This is a genomic window from Janthinobacterium sp. TB1-E2 (assembly GCF_036885605.1).
Classification (GTDB): Bacteria; Pseudomonadota; Gammaproteobacteria; order Burkholderiales; family Burkholderiaceae_D; genus Janthinobacterium; species Janthinobacterium aestuarii.
In genome coordinates this window covers 5,887,701-5,913,333 of record NZ_CP142523.1, presented here as the reverse complement: position 1 = coordinate 5,913,333, position 25,633 = coordinate 5,887,701, and the positions used below count along the sequence as shown (strand labels likewise).

At 62.6% G+C, this 25,633-nt stretch carries 17 protein-coding genes and 2 pseudogenes; 7 read left to right on the top strand and 12 right to left on the bottom strand.

What is annotated here, in order from left to right; translation table 11 throughout:
- Positions 1 to 240: 240 nt before the first annotated feature.
- A complete protein-coding gene (locus OPV09_RS26620; RefSeq protein ID WP_338679849.1) occupies positions 241 to 2,598 on the bottom strand; it encodes a DNA polymerase II in 2,358 nt (785 codons plus the stop codon).
- A gap of 133 nt (positions 2,599 to 2,731) precedes the next feature.
- Here OPV09_RS26620 and OPV09_RS26615 point away from each other — a divergent pair, with 133 nt between their 5' ends.
- Complete coding sequence (locus OPV09_RS26615) at positions 2,732 to 4,411, top strand: AMP-binding protein (protein WP_338679848.1); 1,680 nt, start codon at positions 2,732 to 2,734, stop codon at positions 4,409 to 4,411.
- Positions 4,412 to 4,485: 74 nt separating this feature from the next.
- On the opposite strand, the pseudogene OPV09_RS28430 reads toward OPV09_RS26615, so the two are convergent.
- From OPV09_RS28430 to hutC, 9 genes and pseudogenes are all read right to left on the bottom strand, one after another.
- Positions 4,486 to 4,605 (bottom strand): annotated as a pseudogene (locus OPV09_RS28430) (PEP-CTERM sorting domain-containing protein); the annotation flags it as partial.
- Positions 4,606 to 4,656: 51 nt separating this feature from the next.
- A pseudogene (locus OPV09_RS26610) lies at positions 4,657 to 5,466 on the bottom strand (choice-of-anchor A family protein); the annotation flags it as partial.
- Positions 5,467 to 5,665: 199 nt separating this feature from the next.
- A complete protein-coding gene (locus tag OPV09_RS26605) occupies positions 5,666 to 7,390 on the bottom strand; it encodes a glycosyltransferase (protein ID WP_338679847.1) in 1,725 nt (574 codons plus the stop codon).
- 151 nt (positions 7,391 to 7,541) lie between these two features.
- Positions 7,542 to 7,811: a type B 50S ribosomal protein L31 gene (locus tag OPV09_RS26600; RefSeq protein ID WP_034746247.1), complete on the bottom strand. Its 270-nt coding sequence runs from the start codon at positions 7,809 to 7,811 to the stop codon at positions 7,542 to 7,544.
- 378 nt (positions 7,812 to 8,189) lie between these two features.
- On the bottom strand, positions 8,190 to 9,452 hold the full coding sequence (gene rho / locus OPV09_RS26595) for a transcription termination factor Rho (protein ID WP_034746249.1): 1,263 nt from the start codon (positions 9,450 to 9,452) through the stop codon (positions 8,190 to 8,192).
- Between the two features lie 155 nt (positions 9,453 to 9,607).
- Positions 9,608 to 9,934, bottom strand: a complete 327-nt coding sequence (trxA, locus tag OPV09_RS26590; protein ID WP_034746251.1) for a thioredoxin TrxA — start codon at positions 9,932 to 9,934, stop codon at positions 9,608 to 9,610.
- Between the two features lie 314 nt (positions 9,935 to 10,248).
- Entirely contained in the window at positions 10,249 to 10,707 is a 459-nt protein-coding gene (locus tag OPV09_RS26585; protein WP_319990613.1) for a response regulator, read from the bottom strand.
- Positions 10,708 to 10,777: 70 nt separating this feature from the next.
- Positions 10,778 to 14,101 (bottom strand): PAS domain S-box protein, encoded by a 3,324-nt coding sequence (locus tag OPV09_RS26580; protein ID WP_338679845.1) that lies wholly within the window; start codon positions 14,099 to 14,101, stop codon positions 10,778 to 10,780.
- Between the two features lie 331 nt (positions 14,102 to 14,432).
- Positions 14,433 to 15,152 carry a histidine utilization repressor gene (gene hutC / locus OPV09_RS26575; protein ID WP_034746253.1) on the bottom strand — a complete coding sequence of 240 codons (720 nt, stop codon included), beginning with the start codon at positions 15,150 to 15,152 and terminating at the stop codon, positions 14,433 to 14,435.
- A gap of 228 nt (positions 15,153 to 15,380) precedes the next feature.
- On the opposite strand from hutC, the gene ada reads away from it, so the two are divergent.
- The 3 genes from ada (at position 15,381) to OPV09_RS26560 (ending at position 18,874) form a co-directional block, all read left to right on the top strand.
- The gene (gene ada, locus OPV09_RS26570) at positions 15,381 to 16,436 is read left to right on the top strand and encodes a bifunctional DNA-binding transcriptional regulator/O6-methylguanine-DNA methyltransferase Ada (RefSeq protein ID WP_072454961.1); all 1,056 of its coding nucleotides are present in this window, start codon (positions 15,381 to 15,383) and stop codon (positions 16,434 to 16,436) included.
- Positions 16,433 to 17,122, top strand: a complete 690-nt coding sequence (locus OPV09_RS26565; RefSeq protein WP_425324012.1) for a 2OG-Fe(II) oxygenase — start codon at positions 16,433 to 16,435, stop codon at positions 17,120 to 17,122. Before ada ends, OPV09_RS26565 begins: the two co-directional genes overlap by 4 nt.
- A gap of 75 nt (positions 17,123 to 17,197) precedes the next feature.
- Positions 17,198 to 18,874 carry a mechanosensitive ion channel family protein gene (locus OPV09_RS26560; protein ID WP_338679843.1) on the top strand — a complete coding sequence of 559 codons (1,677 nt, stop codon included), beginning with the start codon at positions 17,198 to 17,200 and terminating at the stop codon, positions 18,872 to 18,874.
- 5 nt (positions 18,875 to 18,879) lie between these two features.
- On the opposite strand, the gene OPV09_RS26555 is transcribed toward OPV09_RS26560, so the two are convergent.
- On the bottom strand, positions 18,880 to 19,305 hold the full coding sequence (locus OPV09_RS26555) for a hypothetical protein (RefSeq protein WP_338679842.1): 426 nt from the start codon (positions 19,303 to 19,305) through the stop codon (positions 18,880 to 18,882).
- A gap of 19 nt (positions 19,306 to 19,324) precedes the next feature.
- Positions 19,325 to 20,395, bottom strand: a complete 1,071-nt coding sequence (locus OPV09_RS26550) for a hypothetical protein (RefSeq protein ID WP_338679841.1) — start codon at positions 20,393 to 20,395, stop codon at positions 19,325 to 19,327.
- A gap of 144 nt (positions 20,396 to 20,539) precedes the next feature.
- Here OPV09_RS26550 and OPV09_RS26545 point away from each other — a divergent pair, with 144 nt between their 5' ends.
- The 3 genes from OPV09_RS26545 to hutH all read left to right on the top strand — a co-directional run bounded on the left by OPV09_RS26545 (position 20,540) and on the right by hutH (position 25,617).
- Entirely contained in the window at positions 20,540 to 22,213 is a 1,674-nt protein-coding gene (locus OPV09_RS26545; protein WP_338679840.1) for an amidohydrolase, read from the top strand.
- 126 nt (positions 22,214 to 22,339) lie between these two features.
- On the top strand, positions 22,340 to 24,049 hold the full coding sequence (hutU, locus tag OPV09_RS26540; RefSeq protein ID WP_034746271.1) for a urocanate hydratase: 1,710 nt from the start codon (positions 22,340 to 22,342) through the stop codon (positions 24,047 to 24,049).
- An 8-nt stretch (positions 24,050 to 24,057) separates the two neighbouring features.
- Positions 24,058 to 25,617, top strand: coding sequence for a histidine ammonia-lyase (hutH, locus tag OPV09_RS26535; protein ID WP_046684340.1), 1,560 nt, complete (start codon positions 24,058 to 24,060; stop codon positions 25,615 to 25,617).
- Positions 25,618 to 25,633 lie beyond the last annotated feature (16 nt).

Sequence of the window (25,633 nt, the reverse complement as noted above, 5' to 3'; positions counted from 1 at the left end):
TGGCTGGTGCGACTGCCCGCTGGTTCAACATAGTTGTAAATTATGCGCCATTTCAGCGAGGAAAATTCTGTTGCGAACGATTCTCGTCTGGAATGGCATCTTCTTCTGCATGCAGCTCTTATTCTTTCGCCATGGCGTATTTTACGCTGCCACGGCGCACAGCGCCCGCGGACAGGGTCAGATAAGCCCGGAAGGCGCCGATATTACCTCAGCTTGGCCGCCCAGGTCAGCAAAATTGATCTAAAACAAATCCTGCTGGCCCGACACGAGGCGCGAAAAATCGTCGCCGAGGAACGGCAGGATCGCGTCGGCCACCGGTTGCAGCTGGCGCGTCAGGTAATGGTGGTAGTCGATGGGCGAGCGCTGCGTTTCCAGCGGTTCCGGCCCCGCCACCGTGATCACATAGCTGATCCAGCCGCCGTTCTGGTACTGCAGCGGTCGGCCCTGCGCCAGGTTATAGGCGTCGGCCGTGCGCGCCGCGCGCACGTGGGGCGGCACGTTGCGCTGGTAATCGTCGAGCGGACGGCGCAATCGCTTGCGGTAGACCAGCAAGGCGTCGAACTCGCCGCGTACGGTACGCGCCACGTAGTCGCGCACATAGTCCTGATAGGCGGCGCGCTGGAAGATGCGCCGGTACAAGTCCTGCTGGAATTGCTGCGCCAGCGGCGTCCAGTCGCTGCGCACGGTTTCCAGGCCCTTGTAGACCATGTCCTCGCTGCCATCGGGTTTGCCGACCAGGCCCGCATAGCGCTTCTTGCTGCCTTCTTCCGAGCCGCGTATGGTGGGCATCAGGAAACGCCGGTAATGCGTCTCGAACTCAAGTTCCAGCGCATTCTCGAGGCCAAACTCTTCGCGCAGATAGGTATTCCACCAGGCATTCACGTGCGCCACCAGGGCGCGGCCGATCTTGCCCGCCTCTTCATCCGTATGCGCCGTTTTCAGCCACACGAAGGTGGAATCCGTGTCGCCGTAGATCACTTGATAGCCCTGCTCGGTGATCAGTTCGCGCGTGCGGTGCATGATGTCGTGGCCGCGCAGGGTGATCGACGACGCCAGGCGCGGGTCGAAAAAGCGGCAGCCGCTCGATCCCAGCACGCCATAGAACGCGTTCATGATGATTTTTAAGGCTTGCGACAGCGGCGCGTTGCGCTCGCGCTTGGCCGTTTCGCGCCCCTGCCACACCTGCTTCACGATGGCCGGCAGGCAATGTTTTATGCGTGAAAACTGCGCGCCCCGGTAGCCGGGCACGGTATCGGCCTCGTCGCCGCTCGTGCCCACCACCAGGCCCACGGGATCGATGAGGAAGGTGCGGATGATGGACGGATACAGGCTTTTGTAGTCGAGCACGAGCACGGAATCGTACAGGCCCGACTGGGAGTCCATGACGAAGCCGCCGGGGCTGTTTTCGCCGGAGACGTCGCCCATGTTGGGCGCCACGTAACCTTGCCGGTGCATCAGCGGCAAGTACAGATGTTCGAAGGCGGCCACGGAGCCGCCGCTGCGGTCGGCCGCCAGGCCCGTCACGCTGGCCCGTTCCAGCAAGAAGGTCAGCAGCTCGGTCTTGGCGAAGATGCGCGTGACCAGCTCGCAATCCTTGAGGTTGTAGCGGGCCAGCGCCGGCTTGTCTTCGCGGAAACGCCGGTCGATCTCGGCCATGCGCTGATAGGGATTATCGATGGACTTGCCTTCGCCCAGCAGCGTCTGCGCCACGTTTTCCAGGCTGAACGAGGAAAAATTCCATGTCGCCGATTTCAAGGCTTCGATGCCGTCAATGATCAACCGTCCCGCAGCGGCCGCAAAATAGTGTTCCTGCTTGCCGCCGTGTTCGCGCCATTCCATGACGGCGCCGCCGCGTCCCAGTTTCAACGGTACCTGGTAGCGTTCGGCGTGCTGGCGCAGCACGCGCAAGTCGAATTGCACCAGGTTCCAGCCGATGATGGCGTCCGGGTCGTGGCGCTCCATCCACGTGTTCAGGCGTTCGAGGATCTGTGCGCGCGTGTCGCAGTATTCGAGGTCGAAGTCCAAGGCGTCATCGCCGCCGTTTGGCGGCCCCAGCATGTAGACCTGGCGCTGGCCGCAGCCTTCCAGGGCCAGCGAATACAGCTCGCCATGCGCCGTCGTCTCGATATCGAGCGACACCAGTTTTAATGTGGGGCGGTAGCCGGGCGCCGGTTTCAGCTGTACTTCCGTTTCTCCACTGAACGATACCGGTGCCGTGATGAAACGCTCCATCAGGTAGCGCTCGGGCGGGCGGATGTCGGCTTCGTACACGTCGACGCCTTGCGCGCGCAGCTGCTTTTCCAGCTTCAGCAAATGCCGGTATTGCTTGCAGTACAGACCCAGCACGGGGCGGTGGTGAAAATCGCATAGCGACAGGGGACGCAGCTCCGCATGGCGCTCGCCGCGCAGCAGCTGTTGCGCCTGTTCCTGCTGCTCCATGGGAAGGAAGGCGACGGCCGTCTGCACGGGCAGGCGCACGTGGCGGGGCCCGGCATCCGTTGCCAGCCAGAAATCGACTTCCGTGCCGGCGCTCGTGTCGCGCCAGTGGCGGGTCAGGATGAAGCCCTGTTCGGGCGTGTGCTCGGTGTTGCCTGTCATGGTGCCGTGAGTGTCGGATGTGCTGGCCTGCACATTACAGCAAGCTGACGCAGGGCGGGGGCGGTTGCGGCTATAATTTTCTGCATCGAAGACGATAACAAGAGCGCGCCGCGCCACCCACCCCGGAGACAGCATGCAAGCAATCAGTTATGTACACGGCGCCCACGAGACGCCGTTGATCGGTGCTACCATCGGCGCCTACCTGGACGGCATTGCCGCCCGCTACGGCCAGCATGATGCCCTCATCGTGGCGCACCAGAACGTGCGCTGGACCTATCTTGAGTTCCAGCAGCGCGTGCATCGGCTGGCCGCCGGCTTGCTGAAACTGGGCTTGCAACCGGGTGACCGGGTCGGCATCTGGTCGCAGAACTGCGCCGAATGGGTATTGACCCAGTTTGCCACGGCGAAAGCCGGCTTGATTATGGTCAACATCAACCCCGCCTACCGGCGCTCGGAACTCGAATACGTGCTCGACAAGGTGCAATGCAGCGCGCTGATCCTGTCGCCCAGCTTCAAGTCCAGTGACTATCTGGCCATCGTGCAAGACGTGGTGCCGGACATCGCCCGTTCGCGCGCCGGCGCCCTGCAGTCGCCGCGCCTGCCGCAGTTGCGCCACGTCATCCGCCTGGGTGCGGCCGCCACGCCGGGCATGCACAACTTCGACGCCCTGATGGACGGCATTATGGATGCCGACCTCGCGCACCTGGAAGAAGTGAGCGCTGGCTTGCAGTTTGACGACGCCGTCAACATTCAGTTCACGTCCGGTACGACGGGCGCGCCGAAAGGCGCCACCTTGACGCACCACAATATCCTGAACAACGGCTTTTTCATCGGCGAAGCCATGCGCCTCACCGAACAGGACCGCTTGTGCATACCCGTGCCCCTGTACCACTGCTTCGGCATGGTGCTGGGCAACTTGGCCTGCGTCACGCATGGCGCGGCCATGGTGTTTCCCGGCGAAGGCTTCGATCCGAAAGCCGTGCTGGAAACCGTGCAAGCGGAGCGCTGCACGGGCTTGCACGGCGTGCCGACGATGTTCATCGCCATCCTCGACCATCCCGACTTCAAGCAATACGATCTGTCGAACTTGCGCACCGGCATCATGGCCGGCTCGCCGTGCCCGATGGAAGTTATGACGCGGGTCATCGAATTGATGCACATGGCGGAAATCACGATTGCCTATGGCATGACGGAAACGTCGCCCGTCAGCTTCCAGACATCGATCGAAGACCCGCGCGAAATGCGCGTGTCGTCCATCGGCCGTGTCCACCCGCACCTGGAAGTGAAAATCATCGATGCGGAAGGCCGGATCGTGCCGCGCGGCGAAAAGGGCGAATTGCTCACGCGCGGCTATTCAGTGATGCAGGGCTACTGGGGCGACCCTGAAAAAACCAGCGAAGCCATCGACGCGGCGCGCTGGATGCACACGGGCGACCTGGCCGTGATCGATGACAACGGCTTTTGCAGCATCGTCGGGCGCTCGAAGGATATGGTGATACGCGGCGGCGAAAACATCTACCCGCGCGAAGTCGAGGAATTCCTGTACCGCCATCCGAGCGTGCTCGACGTGCAATGCGTGGGCGTACCGGACGCCAAGTATGGCGAAGAGTTATGTGCCTGCATCATCTTGCGGCCCGGCACGCAGGCCACCAGCGACGATATCCGCGCCTTCTGCGATGGGCAGATCGCCTATTACAAGATTCCCCGCTACGTGCGTTTCGTCGAGGAATTTCCCATGACGGTGACGGGCAAGATCCAGAAATATGTCTTGCGCAAGCAAGTGGCGACGGATCTGGGCTTGAGCACAGAATAGGGTTTTCGCCAGTCCATAAAAAAACACCGGGACGCTCGCGCGGCCCGGTGTTTTGCATTGATTCAGCGTAAAGCTCAGGCCATCGCGGCTTGCGGTGCGCGCGCTGGCGTACGGCGGCGCATGAAGGCCAGCAAGCCCAGTCCGGCCAGCAGCATGGCGTAGGTGCCTGGTTCCGGCACGGCCGACACGTTGACCGTGTTGAAGCCGGCGCCATTCATCGCCACGTGGCCATAATTGATCGAGCTGACGGAATTGGCGATCAGGGTGCCGTTCATGTCGCCCGAACCCGAGAACGCGCTGTTCGGCGCCAGGATGCTGCCGTTGATGCCGACGTTCTGCAGGTTGGTGGTGGTGGCGTTGGCGAAGTTGAACAGCGTGCGGTTGGCGAAGCTGGCGAAATTGTCGAAGCCGCCGCTCAGGGTGATGTTGCTGGCCGTGCCGTTGATGATGATGCTGGCCGTGCTTTTCAGCGAGGACAGGTCCAGGGTCAGGTTATGCAGGTTCGACGCATCGATGTTGAAAATGTTCACGTCGGCGTTGACGTTGCCCACCAGGGTCATGTTGCCGTATTGCGAGATCACGGTGCCGTTCGACTGCAGCTTGGCCACGTCGCCCGACAGGGTCGTCAATTGCTGCTTGGCGCCCGCGAAGTCCAGGGTGGACGCGTTGCCTTTGCTGATGTTGTTGGTTGGGAACCATTGTGGCGCCGTCAGGGTGGCGTTGGGGTTGCTGACGCCGTACACGGCCGAACCGCCTAGCGTGCCCCAGCCCGTGTTCAGGTTGCCGCCAGCAACGACGGAATTGACGGCGCTGCCTGGCTTTTTGTTCGTGCCAACGTTGTAGTTGTCCAGGTAGATATTGCCGCCAGCGGCAATGCTGCCACCGACGCTGGTAAAGCCGCTGGCGCCGCTGCTGCCGATGTTGCCGAAGATGAAGGCCGAGTAGCCATTGGCGACGCCAAGGTCAACCACGGTGGCCTGGGCCGACGCGCTGAAGGAGAAAGCGAACAGGGCGGCGCTGATGAGCGGCAAGGTGCGGGTAGCAAATAATTTCATGGACAATCTCATAGTAAATTGGGGACGATTAGGGCGGGAAAGCAAGACACCGCCATCGCGCAGTCCGCTATTATAATATAAAAAGCAATTCTAGTTCAATTTAGGTAATTAACTATATTTTAAAGCAACACTTTTCCTACGGGCAGCAATTGTCTGGCGGGCATAAAAAAACCGGGCTGGCCCGGTTTTTTTTTACTGCTTACTTGACGCGCTGGTACAGGCGGAAACGTTCCACGTCATCCGTGGGGCGGCGCCCTTCCCATAGCTTGATCCAGTCCGCGCCGTGATGCTCGGGCAACTTTTCCTTGTTGTCGGGAACCTTGATGCTGTCTTGCAACAAGAACACATCGCATTCCTGCTGCCCTACGCTGGCAAACGGCAGGTGGCCGAAATAGGCGAACGAGGCGCGCTGGGCGGCGCCGACGTTGCTGTTGATGCACTTGCTGCCTGGCGGCAGGTGGACGGAAATCTGGTGCGCCACGCTGGCGTAGCTCTTGCTGTAGTTCAGCGGCGGCAGGAACAAGGTCATGATCAGCACCCAGATCAGGATCAGGCCGCCGGACGATAGCACCACGGCGCGCCACAGCACGGCCGGCTGGCGCGAGATGCGCCAGTGCACCAGCGCCACCCAGCCCGCGCTGGCGCAGGCGGCGACAAAGAAGGCCAGCAAGTCCAGCTCGGGCTTGAAGCCTGGCATGAGTTTCAGGGCGTTATGCGACAGTTTCGGCGGCCAGCCCGTCAGGATGGCGAACCAGAACAGCCACAGCGCGAGGGCACAGATGGTCAGCACCATCACGGAGAACCAGTCGATGGCGTTGATGGCGCCCCGTTTCATGGTCAGCAGGCCGAACGCGGCCATCACGGCCAGCGGCGGCAGCAGCGGCAGCAGCTGGCTCGGGTCCGGATCGGGATGGCACAGGCCCAGGATGGCCAGCATGGCGACAAAGGTCAGCGGCACGACGATGTGCAGCACGTGATGCTGGCGGCGCCAGGCATACACGGCCCAGGCGGCGAACGGCCACGCGGGCCAGAAGAACCAGATGCCGACACGCAAGAAATACTGGAGGCTTTTCAGGCTCGGGGCGCTGAACTGGCGGCAATTCCATTCCATCCATGCCTGCAGCGGCGAATGGCCGTACGGACGCAGCCATTCGCCCGGCAGCAGCCAGACGAGGGTCAGCGCGGCGCCGATCACGATGGCCAGCGCCAGGTGGCGCACGCTGCGCAGCAGCGGCAGGCGCAGGAAAACGGTGCACAGCAGCAAAGCGATGCTCAGCGCCGCCGGCGTGATCCAGCCGCGCGCGAGGGTCAGGCCGCCCAGCGCCAGGCCCAGCAGGGCTGCATTGCGCACGGAAGGGCCTTCCACGTAGCGCACGGCGCGGTACAGCAGATAGGCCATCAGCGATACGTACAGCGCTTCGGCCGTGATGTCGTGGCTGTGCTGCAGCAAGCCCAGGCAGCCCAGGTAGATGAGGACGGCGGCATCGGCCAGGGTGCGGCCGAAGTCGTCCGGCTCGGGCTGGCCGCCGAAGGCCAGGCGCAGCGGCTGGGCGTCGTTGCGGCGGCCCAGGTTGAAGGCCGTGTACCAGACGGACAGGGTGCTGACGACGAAGATGCCGATGGTCGACATGCGCGCGCCGAAGACGTCGCCGTCGATCCAGCCGAACAGCTTGATGAAGATGGCGCCCAGCCAGAAGGCCAGCGGGCCTTCATCGGGCAGCGACAGGCCGGCGATGTTGGGCCACAGCCAGTCGTTCAGGCCGCCATGCGCCATGGTCCACATGATGCCGAAACTGGCGGCGTCATCGTTCTTCCACGGTTCGCGGCCGATCAGGCCAGGCAGGATGTACAGCAGGCCAAGTGCAAACAAGGCCCATCGTGGCAGCGCGAGTGTGGCAGCGGCGGGAAGGCGGACTGGCTTCATCGATAGTTGTATCAGAATAGTGGCAAGACGCGACGAATGGCGTCGGGTATGCGCGAGTATAAAGTAAAGCGGCCAAAGACAAAAAAGGCAGCCGTGGCTGCCTTTTCTCTGGTAGCCGAAGCTGCCCTTTTTTGCCGCAATGCGGCAAAAATTAGCCTGCTGCGACTGCGGTTTTCGAACCAACCGAACCGAACTTCTGACGGAACTTCTCGACGCGACCAGCGGTATCGACGATTTTGTGCTTGCCCGTGAAGAATGGGTGCGATTCAGCCGAAACCTCGATCTTCACCAGTGGGTATTCTTTACCGTCGTGGGTGATTTTTTCGCGGGTTTGGATGGTCGAGCGGGTAACGAATTTGAAATCGCACGACAGGTCGTGGAAAACAACTTCGCGGTATTCTGGATGGGTATCGACTTTCATGGGATTCTCTCTAAGTAGGTAGCCAAACAGCACTTCGTCGGTCGTCTTGCTTCTTGACCCGATTGCCGATCACTTGCCAGGGTTTAAAATAATGCAACCGTCGATTATATAGCGCTTTCGGGCCGGCGGCAATAAAAAAGCCGCTCAATGAGCGGCTTTACATGATCGCGTGTGGTCGGCGTGGCGCAACGTAGGTCGGATTAGCGCGCGAGCGCGTAATCCGACAACACCACTAATCCGACCTACGTCTTTGGTGGCAGCATGTTGCCGCCGGGGAGGGAGAAACCGTAGCGAGCAGGCCGCAGTTGCGATCGAGTAGCGCAACCGTACAAAAGTACGGTGAGCAACGGAGATCGCAAATGTGGCCGCGCAGTAGGTTTATCCCCCCCGGCGCATCATGTCGAAGAACTCGGCGTTATTCTTCGTGGCTTTCATCTTGTCGAGAATGAACTCCATCGCCTCGATCTCGTCCATCGAGTACAGCAACTTGCGCAGGATCCAGATTTTTTGCAGTTCGTTCGGCTTGATCAGCAGTTCTTCGCGGCGGGTACCCGATTTGTTCAGGTTGATTGCCGGATAGACGCGTTTTTCGGCCAGACGGCGTTCCAGATGCACTTCCATGTTGCCGGTACCCTTGAATTCTTCAAAGATCACGTCATCCATGCGCGAACCCGTTTCGATCAGCGCCGTGGCGATGATGGTCAGCGAGCCGCCTTCTTCGATATTGCGCGCGGCGCCGAAGAAGCGTTTTGGACGTTGCAGCGCGTTCGCGTCGACACCGCCGGTCAGGACCTTGCCCGAGGCAGGGATAACGGTGTTGTAGGCGCGGGCCAGACGGGTGATCGAGTCGAGCAGGATGACCACGTCTTTTTTCATTTCGACCAGGCGCTTGGCTTTTTCCAGCACCATCTCGGCCACTTGCACGTGGCGCGTGGCCGGCTCGTCGAAGGTCGAGGCGACGACTTCGCCGCGCACGGAGCGTTGCATCTCGGTCACTTCTTCCGGACGTTCGTCGATCAGCAGCACGATCAGGGTGATATCCGGGTGATTTGCCGTAATCGCATGCGCGATGTGCTGCAGGATCACGGATTTACCGGATTTCGGCGACGCCACCAGCAAGCCGCGCTGGCCTTTGCCGATCGGGGCGATCAGGTCGATGATGCGGCCGGTGATGTTTTCCTGGCCATTCATTTCACGTTCCAGGCGCAGCGGCTCGTTCGGGTGCAGCGGTGTCAGGTTTTCAAACAGGATGCGGTGTTTCGACATCTCCGGCGATTCGCCGTTGACCTTGTCGACTTTGACCAATGCGAAATAGCGTTCGCCATCTTTCGGGGTCCGTACCTCGCCTTCGATCGAATCGCCGGTGTGCAGATTGAAGCGGCGGATTTGCGAAGGGGAGATGTAAATGTCGTCGGTGGACGCCATGTAGCTGGCGTCGGGCGAGCGCAGGAAGCCGAAGCCGTCAGGCAGCACTTCCAGGGCGCCATCGCCAAAAATCTGTTCGCCGGACTTGGCGCGTTTTTTCAGGATAGCGAACATCAGCTCCTGTTTGCGCAAGCGGGCTGCGTTGTCAATGTCAAGACCGATCGCCATCTCAAGCAGGGCGGATACGTGTAGGGCCTTTAGTTCGGATAAATGCATATGTGTTGAGTGTCCCGAGACGGGATGTAAAGGTAGGGGAGGGGACTGCGTGGCGTTGATTAATTATTGGGGAAGGCTGTGCACGAATGAGGGCAAAGCCGCTTCCCGGTTGTTCAGTCAGGCGGCGCTGCGGGCGCAGCGCTGCCCATCATACATTAAATGTTGCTGTCGACGAAAGCGGTCAACTGGCCCTTGGCCATGGCGCCTACTTTTTGAGCAGCTGCAACACCATCCTTGAACAGGATCAGGGTCGGGATGCCGCGGATGCCGAACTTGGCAGGCACTGCCTGGTTGGCGTCCACGTCCATCTTGGCGATCTGGATGCGGCCGGCGTATTCCTTGGCTACTTCTTCCAGGATCGGAGCGATGGCCTTGCAGGGACCGCACCATTCTGCCCAGAAGTCGACCAGTACTGGCAACTCGGATTGCAGGACGTCTGCTTCAAAAGATGCATCGCTAATGTGTTTGATATTTTCGCTCATATTTTCCTCAAATGAGGGTGGGATCAATAATGCCTGGAATTAACCATACGCTGGTTCGCCATCCATGCTTCCTGGAATGCAATGAGAAGATGGGGACAATGGGCACGAATTCAATGTTCTTGGAAGGTGCGACCAGAGGTATGCAGGCGGGGATGGCTGAAATAATAACCCATTTTTTCAAAGCGTGGCGATTATTGCAGAAAAACTTGAGGCATATCGCCAGCATATCGCTTCCGCGCGTGCCTGCAGGGCGGCAAAGCCGCATGCCTGCTGGCCTGCGGTGCCGTGCCCGCCCCTCCGGCCTGGCCTTGAGATCAGGCTTGCGCGTTGGCTTGACGCGCCGTGTGTTGCAATTGCAAGTTCACCATCAGCTGCAATTCCGCGCTTTCCATCGGCTTGCGGAAGGTGCCCAATATATGCAGGCCGTTGGCCATGGCCAGGCGCTCGGCCGCCAGGCGCACGGCCGAATGCAGGCCCGACAGCAGGACCACGCCGCCGCGGAAGCCGTTTTCAGCCGCCATGCGCAAGAATTCGATGCCGTCGATGTCGGGCATGGACAGGTCGCAGATCAGCAGGTCGGGCTGGTGCTGCTTCAAGGTCGACAGCGCCTGTTCGCTGTGCGACTCGCAGCGGATGTCGAACGGGCCCATCTGCTCGAGCATGTCGCTGAGCACGTCGAGCATGAAAACGTCGTCGTCCAGCAGCAGCACGCGCAACGGCGCCAGGCCTGCTTCATTGTGTTCCCCGTTTGCTTGGTTTGGTACAGTGTTCATCGTCCTGTCTTTCTGTTGATATGCATCGCTGTCGATGCCGATACCTTGCCATAGCGTAATTTGGCGGTAGCTAATCGTCATTGGCAAAGCTGGTGTTATTCATGATTTGTTCGGTAATCTGTTCCAGCAGGGGCCACAGGCGCGCGACGATGCGCCGTGCCCGCTCCGCCTCGTCGGCCGGTTCGCCCGGTGCCAGGGTTTCCAGGTTGTGGCACAGTTCTGCCAATCCCAGGGCGCCCACGGTGCGCGCCGACGACTTGATGCGGTGCCCCAGTTCGCGCACCTGGTGCACGTCGCCGCGCGCCAGGGCCGCATCGATGTCGCCAAAGCCATCCTGCGTCGTCTGCAGGAACTTGAAGGCGAACTTGCGCACCTTTTCCGGGTTGTAGCCCAGCAACTTGGCCAGGATGGACAGGTCGATCACTTGCGGGTCGCCGGCCAAGGTGGTCTTGAAGGCGGGCGCGGCGCGGCTGCGCGCCGGTGGCGGCGGCGTGTCGCGCGCCGGCAGCCAGCTGGCGATGGTCTGGTACATCATGGCCGGCTGGATGGGCTTGGAAATGAAATCGTCCATGCCCGCGTCCAGGCAGCGCACGCGGTCTTCGCTCGTGGCCGTGGCCGTCATGGCCAGTACGCGCAAATGCGCCAGCTGCGGGTCGGCGCGGATGTGGCGCGTCGCTTGCAAGCCATCCATCAGCGGCATCTGCACGTCCATCAGCACGCAGTCGAACTGGGTCTGGCGCAGCAAATCGAGCGCTTCTTCGCCATTGTTGGCCAGGCAGACGGAGGCGCCCGCTTCTTCCAGCAATTCCAGCGCCACTTGCTGGTTGAAGGTATTGTCCTCCACCAGCAGGATGCGCGCATGCTTGAGCGTGCGCATCACCAGGGCCGCGTCGGCGCTGGCGCGCATGGCCGCCGCCGTCTGCACCATGCTGTCGAGCATGGCCGGTGCCGCCTGGTCGGAAATGCCCAGGTTGGCCGTGAACCAGAAGGTGCTGCCGGCGCCGGGGCGGCTGTCGACGCCGACATCGCCGCCCATCAGCTGCGCCAGCTGCTTGCAGATGGCCAGGCCCAGGCCCGTGCCGCCATATTCGCGCGTGGTGGAGGTGTCGGCTTGCTGGAAGGACTGGAACAGTTTGCTCATTTCATCTTGCGACAGGCCGATGCCGTGGTCGCACACTTCAAAGCGCACCAGGCAGTGCTTGGCGTCCGCCACGACCTTGCGCACTTTCACGGTAATGCTGCCCTGTTCGCTGAACTTGATGGCGTTATTGGCGTAGTTGATCAGCACTTGCCCCAGGCGCAGCGGGTCGCCCACGAGCACGGCTGGCAATTGCGGGTCGATTTCAAACAGCAATTCCAGATTCTTGCCGGCGGCGCGCGGCGCCACCACCGTCATCAGGGTTTGTACGACATGGTCGAAACTGAAGTTGACGCGTTCGATCTCCAGCTTGCCCGCCTCGATTTTCGAGATGTCGAGGATGTCGTCTATGATGCCCAGCAAGTGTTCTCCGGCAAAGCGGATTTTTTCCAGGTAATCGCGCTGGCGCGGTTCCAGATCCGTTTTCAGGGCCAGATACGCCATGCCGATCACGCCATTCATTGGCGTGCGGATTTCATGGCTCATGTTGGCCAGGAATTGCCCCTTTGCCAGGCTCGCTTCTTCGGCCACCTGCTTGGCCTGGTCGAGCTGTTCGGTACGCTGCGCCACGCGCTCTTCCAGATGTTCATTGAGTTCGCGCAAGGCGCTTTCGCTGCGCTTGTGATACGTGATGTCCGTCAGGCTGGCCACCACCATGCCCACCTTGCCGTATTCATCGCGGATGGCCTCGGTATTTACGGACAGCCACGACAGGCTGCCGTCGGGCTGCTGCACGCCCATCAGCACGTCGCGCATGGCGACACCCGTCGACAGGGTGATGTGCACGGGATGGCTGCGCTGGTCGAAGGGGGAACCGTCCTCGTGGATGGCTTGCCACAGGCTGTTGCCGGCAGGACTAGCCGCCAGCATGCGCTCGGCGGCGGCGTTGCTTTCCAGGATGTGGCCGTGGCTGTCCTGCACCACCAGGCCATTCGTCACGGCGCCAAACACGGACGCCATGCGCTGGCTCGAGTTCGACAGCGCGATCGACGCCTGGCGCCGTTCCGTGATGTCGGTGATCATCGCCAGGGTGCCGCCCGGCTCGCCGTTGTCCGACTGGATGCTGGTGCTCGACAGCAAGCCCCACAGGCTGGACTGATCCTTGCGGAAGAAGCGGAAATCGACCTGGTCCGGCTGGCTGGCGAAGCTGCCGTGGCTGGCCAGGCGGCGCTGCATCAGCAGCTGGCTGTCGCGGTCCATGAAGTCGAGCAGGGGACGGCCCAGCATTTCCTGCACCGTGTAGCCGAGCATGTGCGCCATCTTCGGGTTGACGAAGGTGGTCTTGCCGTCCGCACCCGTCATCCAGATGCCTTCGGCGGCCGTCTGCACGATCAGGCGGTAGCGTTCCGAACTGGCGTGCAGCGCTTCCTCGGCGCGTTGCCGCTGCGTCATGTCGCGCAGCGAGACGATGGAAAACACCTGGCCGGCCATGCGCAGCGGCGACAGGCTGACCTTGGCAGGAAAATGCGTGCCGTCGCGGCGGCGCGCCATCATTACCCGGCCCGGCAGGCTGTGCCGCGCTTGCGGGTCGCCCACGGAATGGCTGGCCGTGCTTTCCGGTACCAATTGCTCCAGCGACATACCCGTCAATTCGGCCAGCGGATAGCCGAAGCAGCGCGCGCCGATCTGGTTGGCGTAATGCACCTTGCCCTCGACGTCGGCCACCAGCATGGCTTCGGGCGCCGCTTCCAGCATCGAGCGCATGCGCGATTGCTCGTCCTGCTTGCGTTCGCTGATATCGCAGATGATGCCGCTGGCCTGCGTGGCGGCGCCATCCGAAGCGCGTGTCAGCACAGCGCCGCGCGCCAGCAGCCAGCGCCAGTGGCCGTCGCTGTGGCGCAAACGGAATTCGCAATTGAAGGTGCCGGGCGCCTGGCCGTCCAGATGCTGGCGAAATGCCAGGCTCAGGCGCGCGCGGTCGTCGCGGTGCACTTCGGCCAGCCACTCGTCCAGTGTATGGTCGAGCTTGGCGCTCTTGTCGCCCAGCACGTCCTGGTACTGGGGCGCGAACTGCAGCCGCCCGGACTGGCGCCGCCAGGTCCAGCCTGCCAAGGCCGCGCCGCGCAAGGCTTGCCCCGCATCCTGTTCGGCCAGGGCGTGCGCGGGCAGGAGCAGGCGGCGCAACTGTTGCCGCAGCCGCCATGCTTGCCAGCAAGCCACTCCCGCCAGGGCGGTGGCGCTGGCGGCAGCGTACGGCCACAGCACTGTTGGAGCCATGCCGTGTACCGCCGCCTGCACCGGCAACGAAAGCGCCATGCCTGCCGCCAGCATCGTATGAGCGAGCCGGTGCAGCGCAGGGCGCCGAGGGCGTGGTGCGCTGAAACTCGTGTGGCTGCAATACGACAAATGCATCCCTTTCTGGGGCATGATGGAACTGGGCTGACAGTGCATGATGCGCGCTCAAATAAACGCCTGCGGCGCTTTCTGGCGGCAACTATAGCATCGAATATTTGCTCGCAGTAGTTAAGTTCAGAAACGGCCAAAACGGGATTTTTTTTGCCCCGGAATGGCTGTTTTTTTTGCGGTTTGGTGAGAATCTGAGAGAAAGTTGGCGCGAAATCGTGCTACGGAATGGCGTTGTATGACCTCAGGTAAAACTGCCGGCGAACTGATATCGGTGTCCGGGATGCCACATGGTGGCGATCGAGGCGATCTTGCCGCCTGAGCGGGTCTGGCGGCGCAGCACCAGGCATGGCTGTTTCGTGTCGATGGCCAGCATTTCGGCGATGTCGCGCGGCGCCGACAGCGCTTCGATGCTGTAGGTCGCGCCTTGCAGGGGCGCGGCCGCCATCAGGTATTCGTTCGGCGTGATGCTGGAAAAATCCTGTGTCATGTAGTCGGGCGCGCACTCGGGATTGACCCAGCGGTCTTCCACCTGGATCGGCACGCCGTTTTCAAAATGCACGATCAGCGAATGGAACAGCGGGTGCTCCGGCGGCAGGCCGAATTGCTTGGCCAGCAAGTCGGACGCCTTGGTGCGTTCCAGCAATTGCAAGCTGCTGCGGTGGATATGTCCGCGCGCCCGCACTTCATCGGCGATACTCTTGATTTCCAACAGTGTCGCCTGGTATTTTTGCTGCGCCACATACGTGCCGGAACCCTGGCGCCGGGTCAGCACCTGTTCGCTCGTCAGTTCGCGCACGGCGCGGTTGACCGTCATGCGCGAGACGCCGAATTGTTTTACGAGGGCTTGCTCGGATGGAATCACGTCGCCTTCCTTCCAGCGTCCGGCGGCGATACCGGCCAGCAGAAAATCCTTGATGCGCTGGAAAATGGGCGTATTTTCTTGTGTATTGTGATCGTCCAATGCGGTTTCTCCGAGGCGCGGGCAGGGCACGCCGCCGGCTGGAGGCGCGATGGCCGATTTTAGCACCGAGCACGATGCCTGCCGCCAGCCTTTTTTGAATTCAAAAGCAAGCGCCGGAGTGTGGTGCGCGCGCGTGCTGGCTATGCTGGTGACTTGGAGACTATCCCAGCAGGGGATGTATTCATCTACTGGGATAGGCTCTTAATATTGACTTGCACGGAGTTCGCCATGGAACACGCTTACCTGACTGACGATGAACGCTGGGATGCCCTGCAGCGGCGCGCGCCCGACGCCGACGGCGTCTTTTATTACTCGGTGCGCACGACGGGCGTGTATTGCCGGCCTTCCTGCGCCGCGCGTCCCGCCTTGCGCCGCAACGTGGCTTTCCACGCCAGTTGCGAACAGGCGGAGGCGGCCGGCTTTCGCCCCTGTTTGCGCTGCAAGCCGAATTTGCCGCCGCTGGCCCAGCGCCAGGCGGCCATCGTGGCCGACATTTGCCGGCTGATCGACGCCAGCGACGAGCTGCCTGACCTGGACAGCCTGGCACAGGCCGCCGGCATGAGCCGCTTTCACTTCCACCGCGTCTTCAAGGCGCACACGGGCATCACGCCGAAAGCGTACGCGGCGGCGCGGCGCGGCGAGCGCCTCAAGGCCGGTTTGCAGGGCGAAGCGAACGTTACGGAAACCTTGTATGCGGCCGGCTTCAATTCCAGCGGCCGCCTGTATGCGGCCACGCCCGGCTTGCTGGGCATGACGCCGGGCGCTTTTCGCGCGGGCGGCAGCGGCGCCGTGATCCGTTTTGCGATCGGCGCCTGCTCGCTGGGCGCCATCCTCGTGGCCAGCACGGACAAGGGCATTTGCGCCATCCTCATCGACGACGACCCGGAAGTGCTGCTGCGCGACTTGCAGGACCGCTTTCCGCAAGCCGAGCTGCGCGGCGCGGAAGCCGACTATGAACAGACGGTGGCGCAAGTCGTCGGCCTGGTCGAGGCGCCGGGCCTGGGACTGGACTTGCCGCTCGACGTGCGCGGCACCGTGTTCCAGCAGCGCGTGTGGCAAGCCCTGCGCGAGATTCCCGCCGGCAGCACGGTCAGCTATGCCGAGCTGGCCCGCCGCATCGGCGCCCCGCAGGGCGCGCGCGCCGTGGCCGGTGCCTGCGCCGCCAATGCGCTGGCCGTCGCCATTCCCTGCCACCGGGTGGTGCGCAACGATGGCGCGCTGTCCGGCTACCGCTGGGGCGTGGAGCGCAAGCAGGCATTGCTGGAACGCGAGGGCGAGCGGTGAGGGCGCTCGATTGGCAGCGGATCGAGGATGAGCTGAATGCGCATGGCTGCGCCGTCGTGCCGGGCTTGCTCGATCCCGCGCAGTGCGCGGCGCTAGCGGCGCAATACGACGACGCGTCGCGCTTTCGCAGCAAGGTCGTGATGCAGCGCCACGGTTTTGGGCAGGGCGAGTACCAGTATTGGGCGCATCCATTGCCGGACGTGGTGGCCGCCTTGCGCACGAGCTTGTATTCCCCCTTGGCGGCGATTGCCAACCGCTGGCACGCCGCCCTGGGCATCGAGACGCGCTTTCCATCCAGCCACGCCGATTTCCTCGCGCGCTGCCATGCGGCCGGGCAAACCCGGCCCACGCCTCTGCTGCTGCGCTACCGCGAAGGCGATTACAACTGTTTGCACCAGGACTTGTATGGCGAGCACGTGTTTCCGCTGCAACTGGCCGTGCTGCTGTCGCGCCCGCAAGACGATTTCACGGGCGGCGAGTTCGTGCTGACGGAGCAGCGCCCGCGCATGCAGTCGCGCGCCGAAGTGGTGCCGCTGGCGCAGGGCGACGCCGTCCTCTTTCCCGTCGCGCTGCGCCCCGTGAACGGCACGCGCGGCACTTACCGCGTGAACATGCGCCATGGCGTGTCGCGCCTGCGTTCGGGCTTGCGCCACACCCTGGGCATCATTTTCCATGATGCGAGCTGAGCAGTACGTGTGATCCTTGAGTTTCCAGGATTACATGGCATGATGGCTACTCCTTGTCACTCTTTCATTTCCGCCATGTCCGCGTTGCTCCGCCTGTTGTGCCTGTTGACCATTTTCCTGCTGCCCTCAGCCCATGCGGACGATGGCGTGCCCGCGCTCGTTGCGGAGGCCGGGACCGTCGTGGCGCCGTCGCAAGCCGCAGCCAGGACGGCGCCGTTGATGTTCGCCAATCGCAAGGTATTTGTCTTCCGCGCCGCGCTGGCCGGCTATCCGCCCGATGAGCGGGCCATCGGAGCGCAGCGCCGCCTGGAAAGCGTGCTGGCAAAAAACGGCCCCTTGCAGGCGAGCACGCGCACGATTTCCGAAGGTACGCAGGTGCTGCTCGATGGCGTGCAGCTGTTCGTCGTCGTGCCCGGCGACGTCAACCTGCTGGCGGGCGACACGACGGAAAGCGTGGCGAAAGCGGCGGCCGGCGAACTGAGCAAGGCTGTGTTTGACTATCGCGAGCAGAGCAGCTGGCGCTACCTGGCCATCGCCGCCGCCGTGTGCGCGGCCGCCACGCTTGTGTTCTGGCTGGTATGGATGGGCTTGACGCGCTTCTATCGCTGGGCCAAGCGCCGCAGCGGCATCCTGCTGGCCTCGCGCCTGCGCGACGTGCGCCTGAAGAATGTGCGCGTGCTCGATGCCGAACACTACATCGCCTTTGCGTATCAACTGCTGAGCGCCGTGCTGTGGGGCTTGCGTCTGATGGCCACGTACCTGTGGGCCGCCTTCGTGCTGGGCCGCTTGCCCTACACGCGTTCCTGGGGCGAAAGCCTGAACGGCTATCTGTTCGACGTGGCGGCCGACGTCTTCCACGCCATCATCGGCGCCTTGCCGGGGCTGGTGCTGGTGTGCGTGATCTTTGCCATCGCGCGCCTGATCGCCGCCACGGCTGCCTCGCTGTTCAAGCGCGTGGAAAGCGGAGAATTGCAAATCGGCTGGCTCGACAAGGACACGGCCCTGCCGACGCGCCGCATCGCTAGCGTGGTGATCTGGCTGTTCGCGCTGGCCATGGCGTATCCATATCTGCCCGGCTCGCACACGGCTGCCTTCCAGGGCCTGTCCGTGCTGGTCGGCCTGATGGTGTCGATCGGCGCGTCGAGCATCGTGGGGCAGGGCGCCAGCGGCCTGATCCTGATGTACACGCGCGCTCTGCGTAAGGGTGAATATGTACGCGTGGGCGACAGCGAAGGCACGGTGGTCGACGTGGGCATGTTCGAGACGCGCTTGCGCACGGGCCTGGGCGAAGAGGTCGCTTTGCCGAACGCGTGGGTGATGTCGCAAACGACAAAGAATTACTCGCGCGCCCAGCCCGGCGGCGGCTTCGTGCTCGACTCCACCGTCACCATCGGTTACGCCACGCCATGGCGGCAAGTGCACGCCATGCTGGAACTGGCGGCCTCGCGCACGCCGGAACTGTCCACTTCGCCAAAACCGTACGTGATGCAGCTGGCCCTGCAAGACTATTATGTGCAATACCGCCTTGTCGCCTACGCCAGTGCCGAAGTCCCGCGCCAGCGCGCCGAAGTGCTGAACCGCTTGCACCAGAACATCATCGACGTCTTCAACGAATTCGACGTGCAGATCACGTCGCCGCATTACATCGATGACCCGAAAGAATCGCAGGTGGTGCCGCCGGAGGAATGGTTCAGGGCGCCGGCGAAGCGAGGGGAGGAAGAGGCGGCTCAAGTGGTGCCTCTCAAGCCCTGAAGTTGCTAGGGATTGGATGGGCAGACTTCATCGATCCAGGCCTGCATGTCGCTGTTGATGGGGATGACTTGCTGGCCGCCATCCGCCGTAGCTCTCACGCAGAATTTTCCTTGATAACCATAGGTTGGATCGGACGGATCTTTGGGGCTGCCATTCAGGAACACATGATAAAAATGCCCGGGTATCAGTTTTTCAGCGCGTATACCCGTCGCGCCGGTAGGCACCTTTCCATAGCGGATACATATGCTGGCGCGGATGGGTAGCGGCATGTCTGGAGGTATGGAGAATCCCCATACTTCTTTTACTGGTTGCACGGACATGTCTGAAACCATGAGTGCGCCAAGAAATGGCAGGCCATTGCGCGCCTCTTCCTTTTTTGTAATCGAGAAGCAGGGTATGCCCTGCGCCGACTGGATAGCTGCTTCTGCCATACGGGAATATGCACATGTGTCAGGGAATATCGAATATAGGCTCATGGTCAATATCGTTGCCAGGCAAGTTTTTCGGGCTCTTACGGTCGTTAAAAAAATCATTGAGTACCTTTTTAAACAGTTCTCCGGAGTTTTTATAGCGCTGTTGGCGCATTGCGCGAGTGGAAGTTAAAAACCTCAGCACAAAGTAGTCCGCCAATAAATCACCTTGCGCTTCCATGTCATGGCTGGATAATTTCTGATTGGGGAGCAAGGTGTATTTGTAGTCCAGCCCCAAGCGAATGGCTCCCCGCAGTTTTATTTGATATCCGAGTTGATACTGCCAAACATGAACCATTTCGTGCATAAACCAGTGTTTCAGACTATCTTTTTCTTGGGAAAAGTCCTCCATGTAGTCCGATGGATGAAAATAAATCTCCCCATCCGGCGTCATGGCCACATCCTTCGGCTGCAAGCCAAACCATAGATACGGCTCCCCATGCACCTTGACCTTGCCGTAGTCGATCGCATCCTGGAACAGCATCCACGCCATGTCAAACTCGCCCTTGGTTAGCGGGCGAACTTTGTCCTTCACTTTGACCTGTTTCACGGACGAGCCGACATCTTTGTCGGTTGTCTTGATGCCATCGAGCTGGACGACCTTGATGGCTGGCGTCGCGTGTTTTGGCGCGGCGGCGCAGCATGGCGATTTATCCGCGTGCGGCAGGAACTCTGCCTGGGTAATCTGTTCCTCGCGCTTGCTGGCAATTCGCCCCGTGCGCCCCTTCGCATCCGTCGTCCCCGTCCACGTTTCGCCATTGCTCAAGGTGAGGCGGTAATCGGCGTGCGCTAGCGGAACGCTGTTTTGCGAGACGAATTCCAGCTGCTCGTCATAGCCGCAGCACCAGCATTCGTCGGGCTGGCCGGCCAGGCGGTGCAGTTCGCAGCCGCTTGTCGCGTTACGCAGGGTGGCGCCGAGCACGGGCTGGCCGTTGGCGCTGAACGTGACGATCATGCTGTCGAAGCGCGCGCCCAGGCTTTTCTTCTGGTGGGCCACGAGGTTGAAGAACACGTCGCACGCGGTGGTGCTGATGACATGGTGCCTGGCCATGGAGACTCCGTGACAAAACGCCAGCCTAGACTAGCGGCGGCGGAGAGATATTGACTGGGCGCAAGGCGCGCGCGCTTTGACCATTTTGCCAATTTCTATACACTCGTCTTTTCATTCATTGACTTTAAAGACCTGGAGATGGAAATGCCGAACCTGCCCTTGCGCCGTACCCTGCTCACGCTCGCCTGCCTGGGCGCCTTGCGTCATGCCCACGCCGACACGGTCATCGACAATGCCAACGGCTACACGCTCGATGCACATGGCAAGGTGGTGCGCTTCACGGCGCTGGCCTTTGACGATGCGGGCAAGCTGCTCGCCGTCGGCAGCGCCGCGCAGGTGAAACGCAAGGCGGCCAAGGGCGCGACCTACGTCGACGTGCAGGGAAAAACCGTGCTGCCGGGCCTGATCGACGCGCATGGCCACGTGTTTGGCCTGGGTACGATTGCCAGCGGCGTGATGCTGTACGGTTCGTCCTCGCTGCCGGCCGCCGTGCAGGCGGTGGGCGACTTCGCCAAGGCGCATCCAGAACGCAGCTGGGTCGTCGGCAATGGCTGGAATCAGGAAATATGGAAGCTGGGGCGCTTCCCTACGGCGGCGGAACTCGATGCGGCGGAAAGCGCGCGGCCCGTGTGGCTGCGCAGGGTCGATGGCCACGCGGGCTGGGCCAACAGCCGCGCGCTGGCGCTGGCCGGCATCACGCGCGATACGCCGGATCCTGCCGGCGGCAAGATTGAACGCGATGCACAGGGCAACGCCACCGGTGTGCTGGTCGACAGCGCCATGGACTTGATGGATGCCGTGCTGCCCAAGCCGGGCGACGTGGAAAACCGCGCCGCCCTTGATGGCGCGCTGGCGCAGCTGTCGCAGGTGGGCCTGACCAGCGTGCACGATGCGGGCATCGGCCAGATGCAGGACCGGCTGTTCCGCGACTATGCGGACCACGGCAAGCTGACGGTGCGCGTGTACGGCATGATTGCCGATACGACGGAAGACTTCGACGCGCTGGCGAAAAATGGTCCCTTGACCAGCTATGCGCGCGATATGTACGCCTTGCGCGCCGTGAAACTGCTGTCCGACGGCGCCCTGGGCAGCCGCGGCGCTGCCTTGCTGGCGCCGTACAGCGACGATCCCTCTACCAGCGGCCTGCTGTTCTACCCGGACGCCGCCATGCGCGCGAAGATGGAAAAAGCCATGCGCGCCGGCTACCAGGTGAACGTGCATGCCATCGGCGACGCGGGCAACCATCAAATCCTCGACGGCTATGCAGCCTTGACCGCGCAATACCGCAGCGTGGGCCTGCGCCACCGCATGGAGCACGCGCAGGTGGTGCAATTGAGCGACATCCCCCGTTTCAAGGCGCTGGGCATCGTGCCGTCGATGCAGCCGACGCACGCCACGTCCGACCAGAACATGGCGGAGCAGCGCGTGGGCCACGAGCGCATCAAGGGCGCGTATGCATGGCGAACCTTCCTCAAGCAAGGTTCGCGCATCGCCTGCGGATCGGACTTCCCCATCGAGTCGCCGAACCCGTTCGAGGGCATCCACGCGGCCGTCACGCGGCAAAACAGCAAAGGATTCCCGGCTGGCGGCTGGTACCCGCAGCAAGCGATGACGGTGACGGAAGCGCTGCGCTGTTTCACCCTCGACGCGGCCTGGGCGGCGCACCAGGAAAAGGTCATCGGCACGCTGGAAACGGGCAAATGGGCGGACTTTATCGTCGTCGACCAGGATCTGTTCAACGTGGTTCCAGCGGCGATTGGCAAGACGCAGGTGCTGCAGACGTGGGTGGCGGGCAAGCGCGTGTTCGAGAAAAAATAAAGGCTGGGGTCAGACCCGCCGGGTCTGACCCCAAAGAAAACCTGTTGACTTGGTTGTATAGACAACCTATGCTGGGAGCACCAGAGCGGACCACGCATGTCCGCTCGCACCCTACGAGGAGACAGCATGAACAGCACAATGGACACCGATCCACGCTTTGATGCCAGCCGTACCATCCGCGCCCCGCGCGGCACGGTCATGGCTTGCAAGAGTTGGCAGGCCGAGGCGGCCTACCGCATGTTGCAAAATAATCTGGACCCGGAAGTGGCGGAAAATCCGCAGCATCTGGTCGTCTACGGCGGCATCGGCCGCGCCGCCCGCAACTGGGCCTGTTTCGACCAGATCCTCGCCTCGCTGCGCGAACTGGAAGACGACCAGACCTTGCTGATCCAGTCCGGCAAACCGGTGGGCGTGTTCCAGACCCACGCGGATGCGCCGCGCGTGCTGATCGCGAACTCCAACTTGGTGCCGAAATGGGCGAACTGGGAACACTTCAACGAACTCGATCGGCAAGGCCTGTTCATGTACGGCCAGATGACGGCCGGCAGCTGGATCTACATCGGCACGCAAGGCATCGTGCAAGGCACGTATGAAACCTTTGCCGAAGCGGGTCGCCAGCATTTCGGCGGCGACTGGGGCGGGCGCTGGATTCTGACGGCGGGCCTGGGCGGCATGGGCGGCGCGCAGCCGCTGGCCGCCACGATGGCGGGCGCTGTCTCGCTTAATATCGAATGTCAGCAAAGCAGCATCGACTTCCGTCTGCGCACGCGCTACCTGGACAAGCAGGCGGCCAGCCTGGATGAAGCCCTGGAACTGGTCAAATATCACACCGAACGCAAGGAAGCGATCTCCATTGGCCTCTTGGGCAACGCGGCCGAAGTGCTGCCGGAACTGGTGCGCCGCGCGAAAGCGGGCGGCCTGGTACCGGACCTGGTGACGGACCAGACGTCCGCGCATGACCTGGTCAACGGCTATCTGCCGCGCGGCTGGAGCGTGTCGGACTGGAAGGCGGCGCAGCAAGACCCGCAGCGCCATGCGCGCCTGACGGTGGCGGCCGCCGATTCCTGCGCCGCCCACGTGCAGGCGATGCTCGATTTCCACGCCATGGGCGTGCACACGGTCGACTATGGCAACAACATCCGCCAGGTGGCGTTCGACCAGGGCGTGCAGAACGCATTCGATTTCCCCGGCTTCGTGCCCGCCTACATCCGCCCGCAATTTTGCGAAGGGCGCGGGCCGTTCCGCTGGGTGGCGTTGTCGGGCGACCCGGAAGACATCTATAAAACGGATGCGAAGATCAAGGAGCTGTTCCCGCACCACAAGCAGGTGCACCACTGGCTGGACATGGCGCGCGAGCGCATCGCCTTCCAGGGCCTGCCGGCGCGCATCTGCTGGCTGGGACTGGGCGAGCGCCACATCGCCGGCCTGGCCTTCAACGAGATGGTGCGCACGGGCGAGCTGAAGGCCCCCATCGTCATCGGCCGCGACCACCTCGATACGGGCTCCGTCGCCAGCCCGAACCGCGAGACGGAAAGCATGAAGGATGGCACGGACGCCGTCTCCGACTGGCCGCTGCTGAACGCCATGCTGAACACGGCCGGCGGCGCCACCTGGGTCTCGCTGCACCATGGCGGCGGCGTGGGAATGGGGTATTCTCAGCATGCGGGCATGGTCATCGTGGCCGATGGCACGGAAAGCGCGGCAAAACGCCTGGCTAGAGTGCTGGTCAACGACAGCGGCTCGGGCGTGATGCGCCATGCCGATGCCGGCTATGAAACAGCGGCCGCCTGCGCCAAGCGTAACAACCTGAACCTGCCGATGCTTAATACGAAGTGAAAGCAAACATGACACAGCACTCCAAAAGTTGGACCCTGAAACCGGGCGCGATGACCCTGGGCGACCTGCGCGCCGTGTGGGCCGCACCCGCGAAACTGATCCTTGCCGCCGAGGCCTATCCCGTCATCGAAGCATCGGCCGCCGCCGTGCAAGCCATCGTCGCCAAGGGCGATGCGGCCTACGGCATCAACACGGGTTTCGGCCTGCTGGCCAAGACGCGCATCCCCGATGAAAAGCTCGAGCAATTGCAGCGCAACCTGATCCTGTCGCACTCCGTCGGCACGGGCGAACTGCTGTCGGACGCCGTCGTGCGCCTGATCATGCTGATGAAGATCGGCAGCCTGGCGCGCGGCTTTTCCGGCGTGCGCCCGCTGATCGTCGACACCCTGATCGCGCTGTACAACGCCGGGATCATGCCGGCCATTCCCGCCAAGGGTTCCGTCGGCGCCTCGGGCGACCTGGCGCCGCTGTCGCACATGACTTTGGCCATGCTGGGCGTGGGCGAGGTGCGCGTCAACGGCGAATTGATGGCGGCGCCCGAAGCGCTGGCGCAGGCCGGCATCGCGCCCGTCGTGCTGGCGGCAAAAGAGGGCCTGGCGCTGATCAACGGCACGCAAGTATCGAACGCGCTGGCGCTGCATGGCCTGTTCATGGCAGAACGCCTGCTGGAAGCGGCCATGGTCACGGGCGCGCTGTCGCTCGACGCGGCCAAGGGCAGCGACTCGCCATTCGACGCGCGCGTGCATGCCGTGCGCGGGCAGCCAGGACAGATCCTGGCCGCGCAGATGTACCGTCAGCTGGTGGCGCACAGCGCGATCCGCGCCTCGCACCTGGAAGGCGACGAGCGCGTGCAGGACCCGTACAGCCTGCGCTGCCAGCCGCAAGTCATGGGCGCCTGCCTGGACCTGATCGGTAACGTCGGCCGCACCCTGCTGATCGAAGCCAATGCCGTCACGGACAATCCGCTGATCTTCCAGGATGGCCCGAACGGGCAGGCGGAGATCGTCTCGGGCGGGAATTTCCACGCCGAGCCGGTGGCCTTTGCGGCCGACACCCTGGCGCTGGCGATTGCTGAAATCGGCGCGCTGGCCGAGCGCCGCATCGCGCTGCTGATCGACGCCACGCTCTCCGGCCTGCCGCCCTTCCTCGTGCGCGACCCGGGCGTCAATTCCGGCTTCATGATCGCCCACGTGACGGCGGCCGCGCTGGCGTCGGAAAACAAGTCGCTCGCCCATCCGGCCAGCGTCGACAGCCTGCCCACTTCCGCCAACCAGGAAGACCATGTGAGCATGGCCACGTTCGCCGGGCGCCGCCTGGACGACATGGCGCACAACACGGCCGTCATCGTCGGCATCGAGCTGCTGGCCGCCGCCCAGGGCATCGATTTCCACCGTCCGCTGAAAACCTCGCCGCACCTCGAGCACGTGCATCAACAGCTGCGCCAGAAAGTGCCGTTCTTCGACGCCGACCGTTTCTTCGCGCCCGATATCGAAGCGGCCAAGCAGATGGTGCTGCAGGGTGAGTTGAGCAGCAAGTGCAAGAATTTGTTCGCCCCGCTTTACGCCTGAGCGGGCGCAAGGAGAC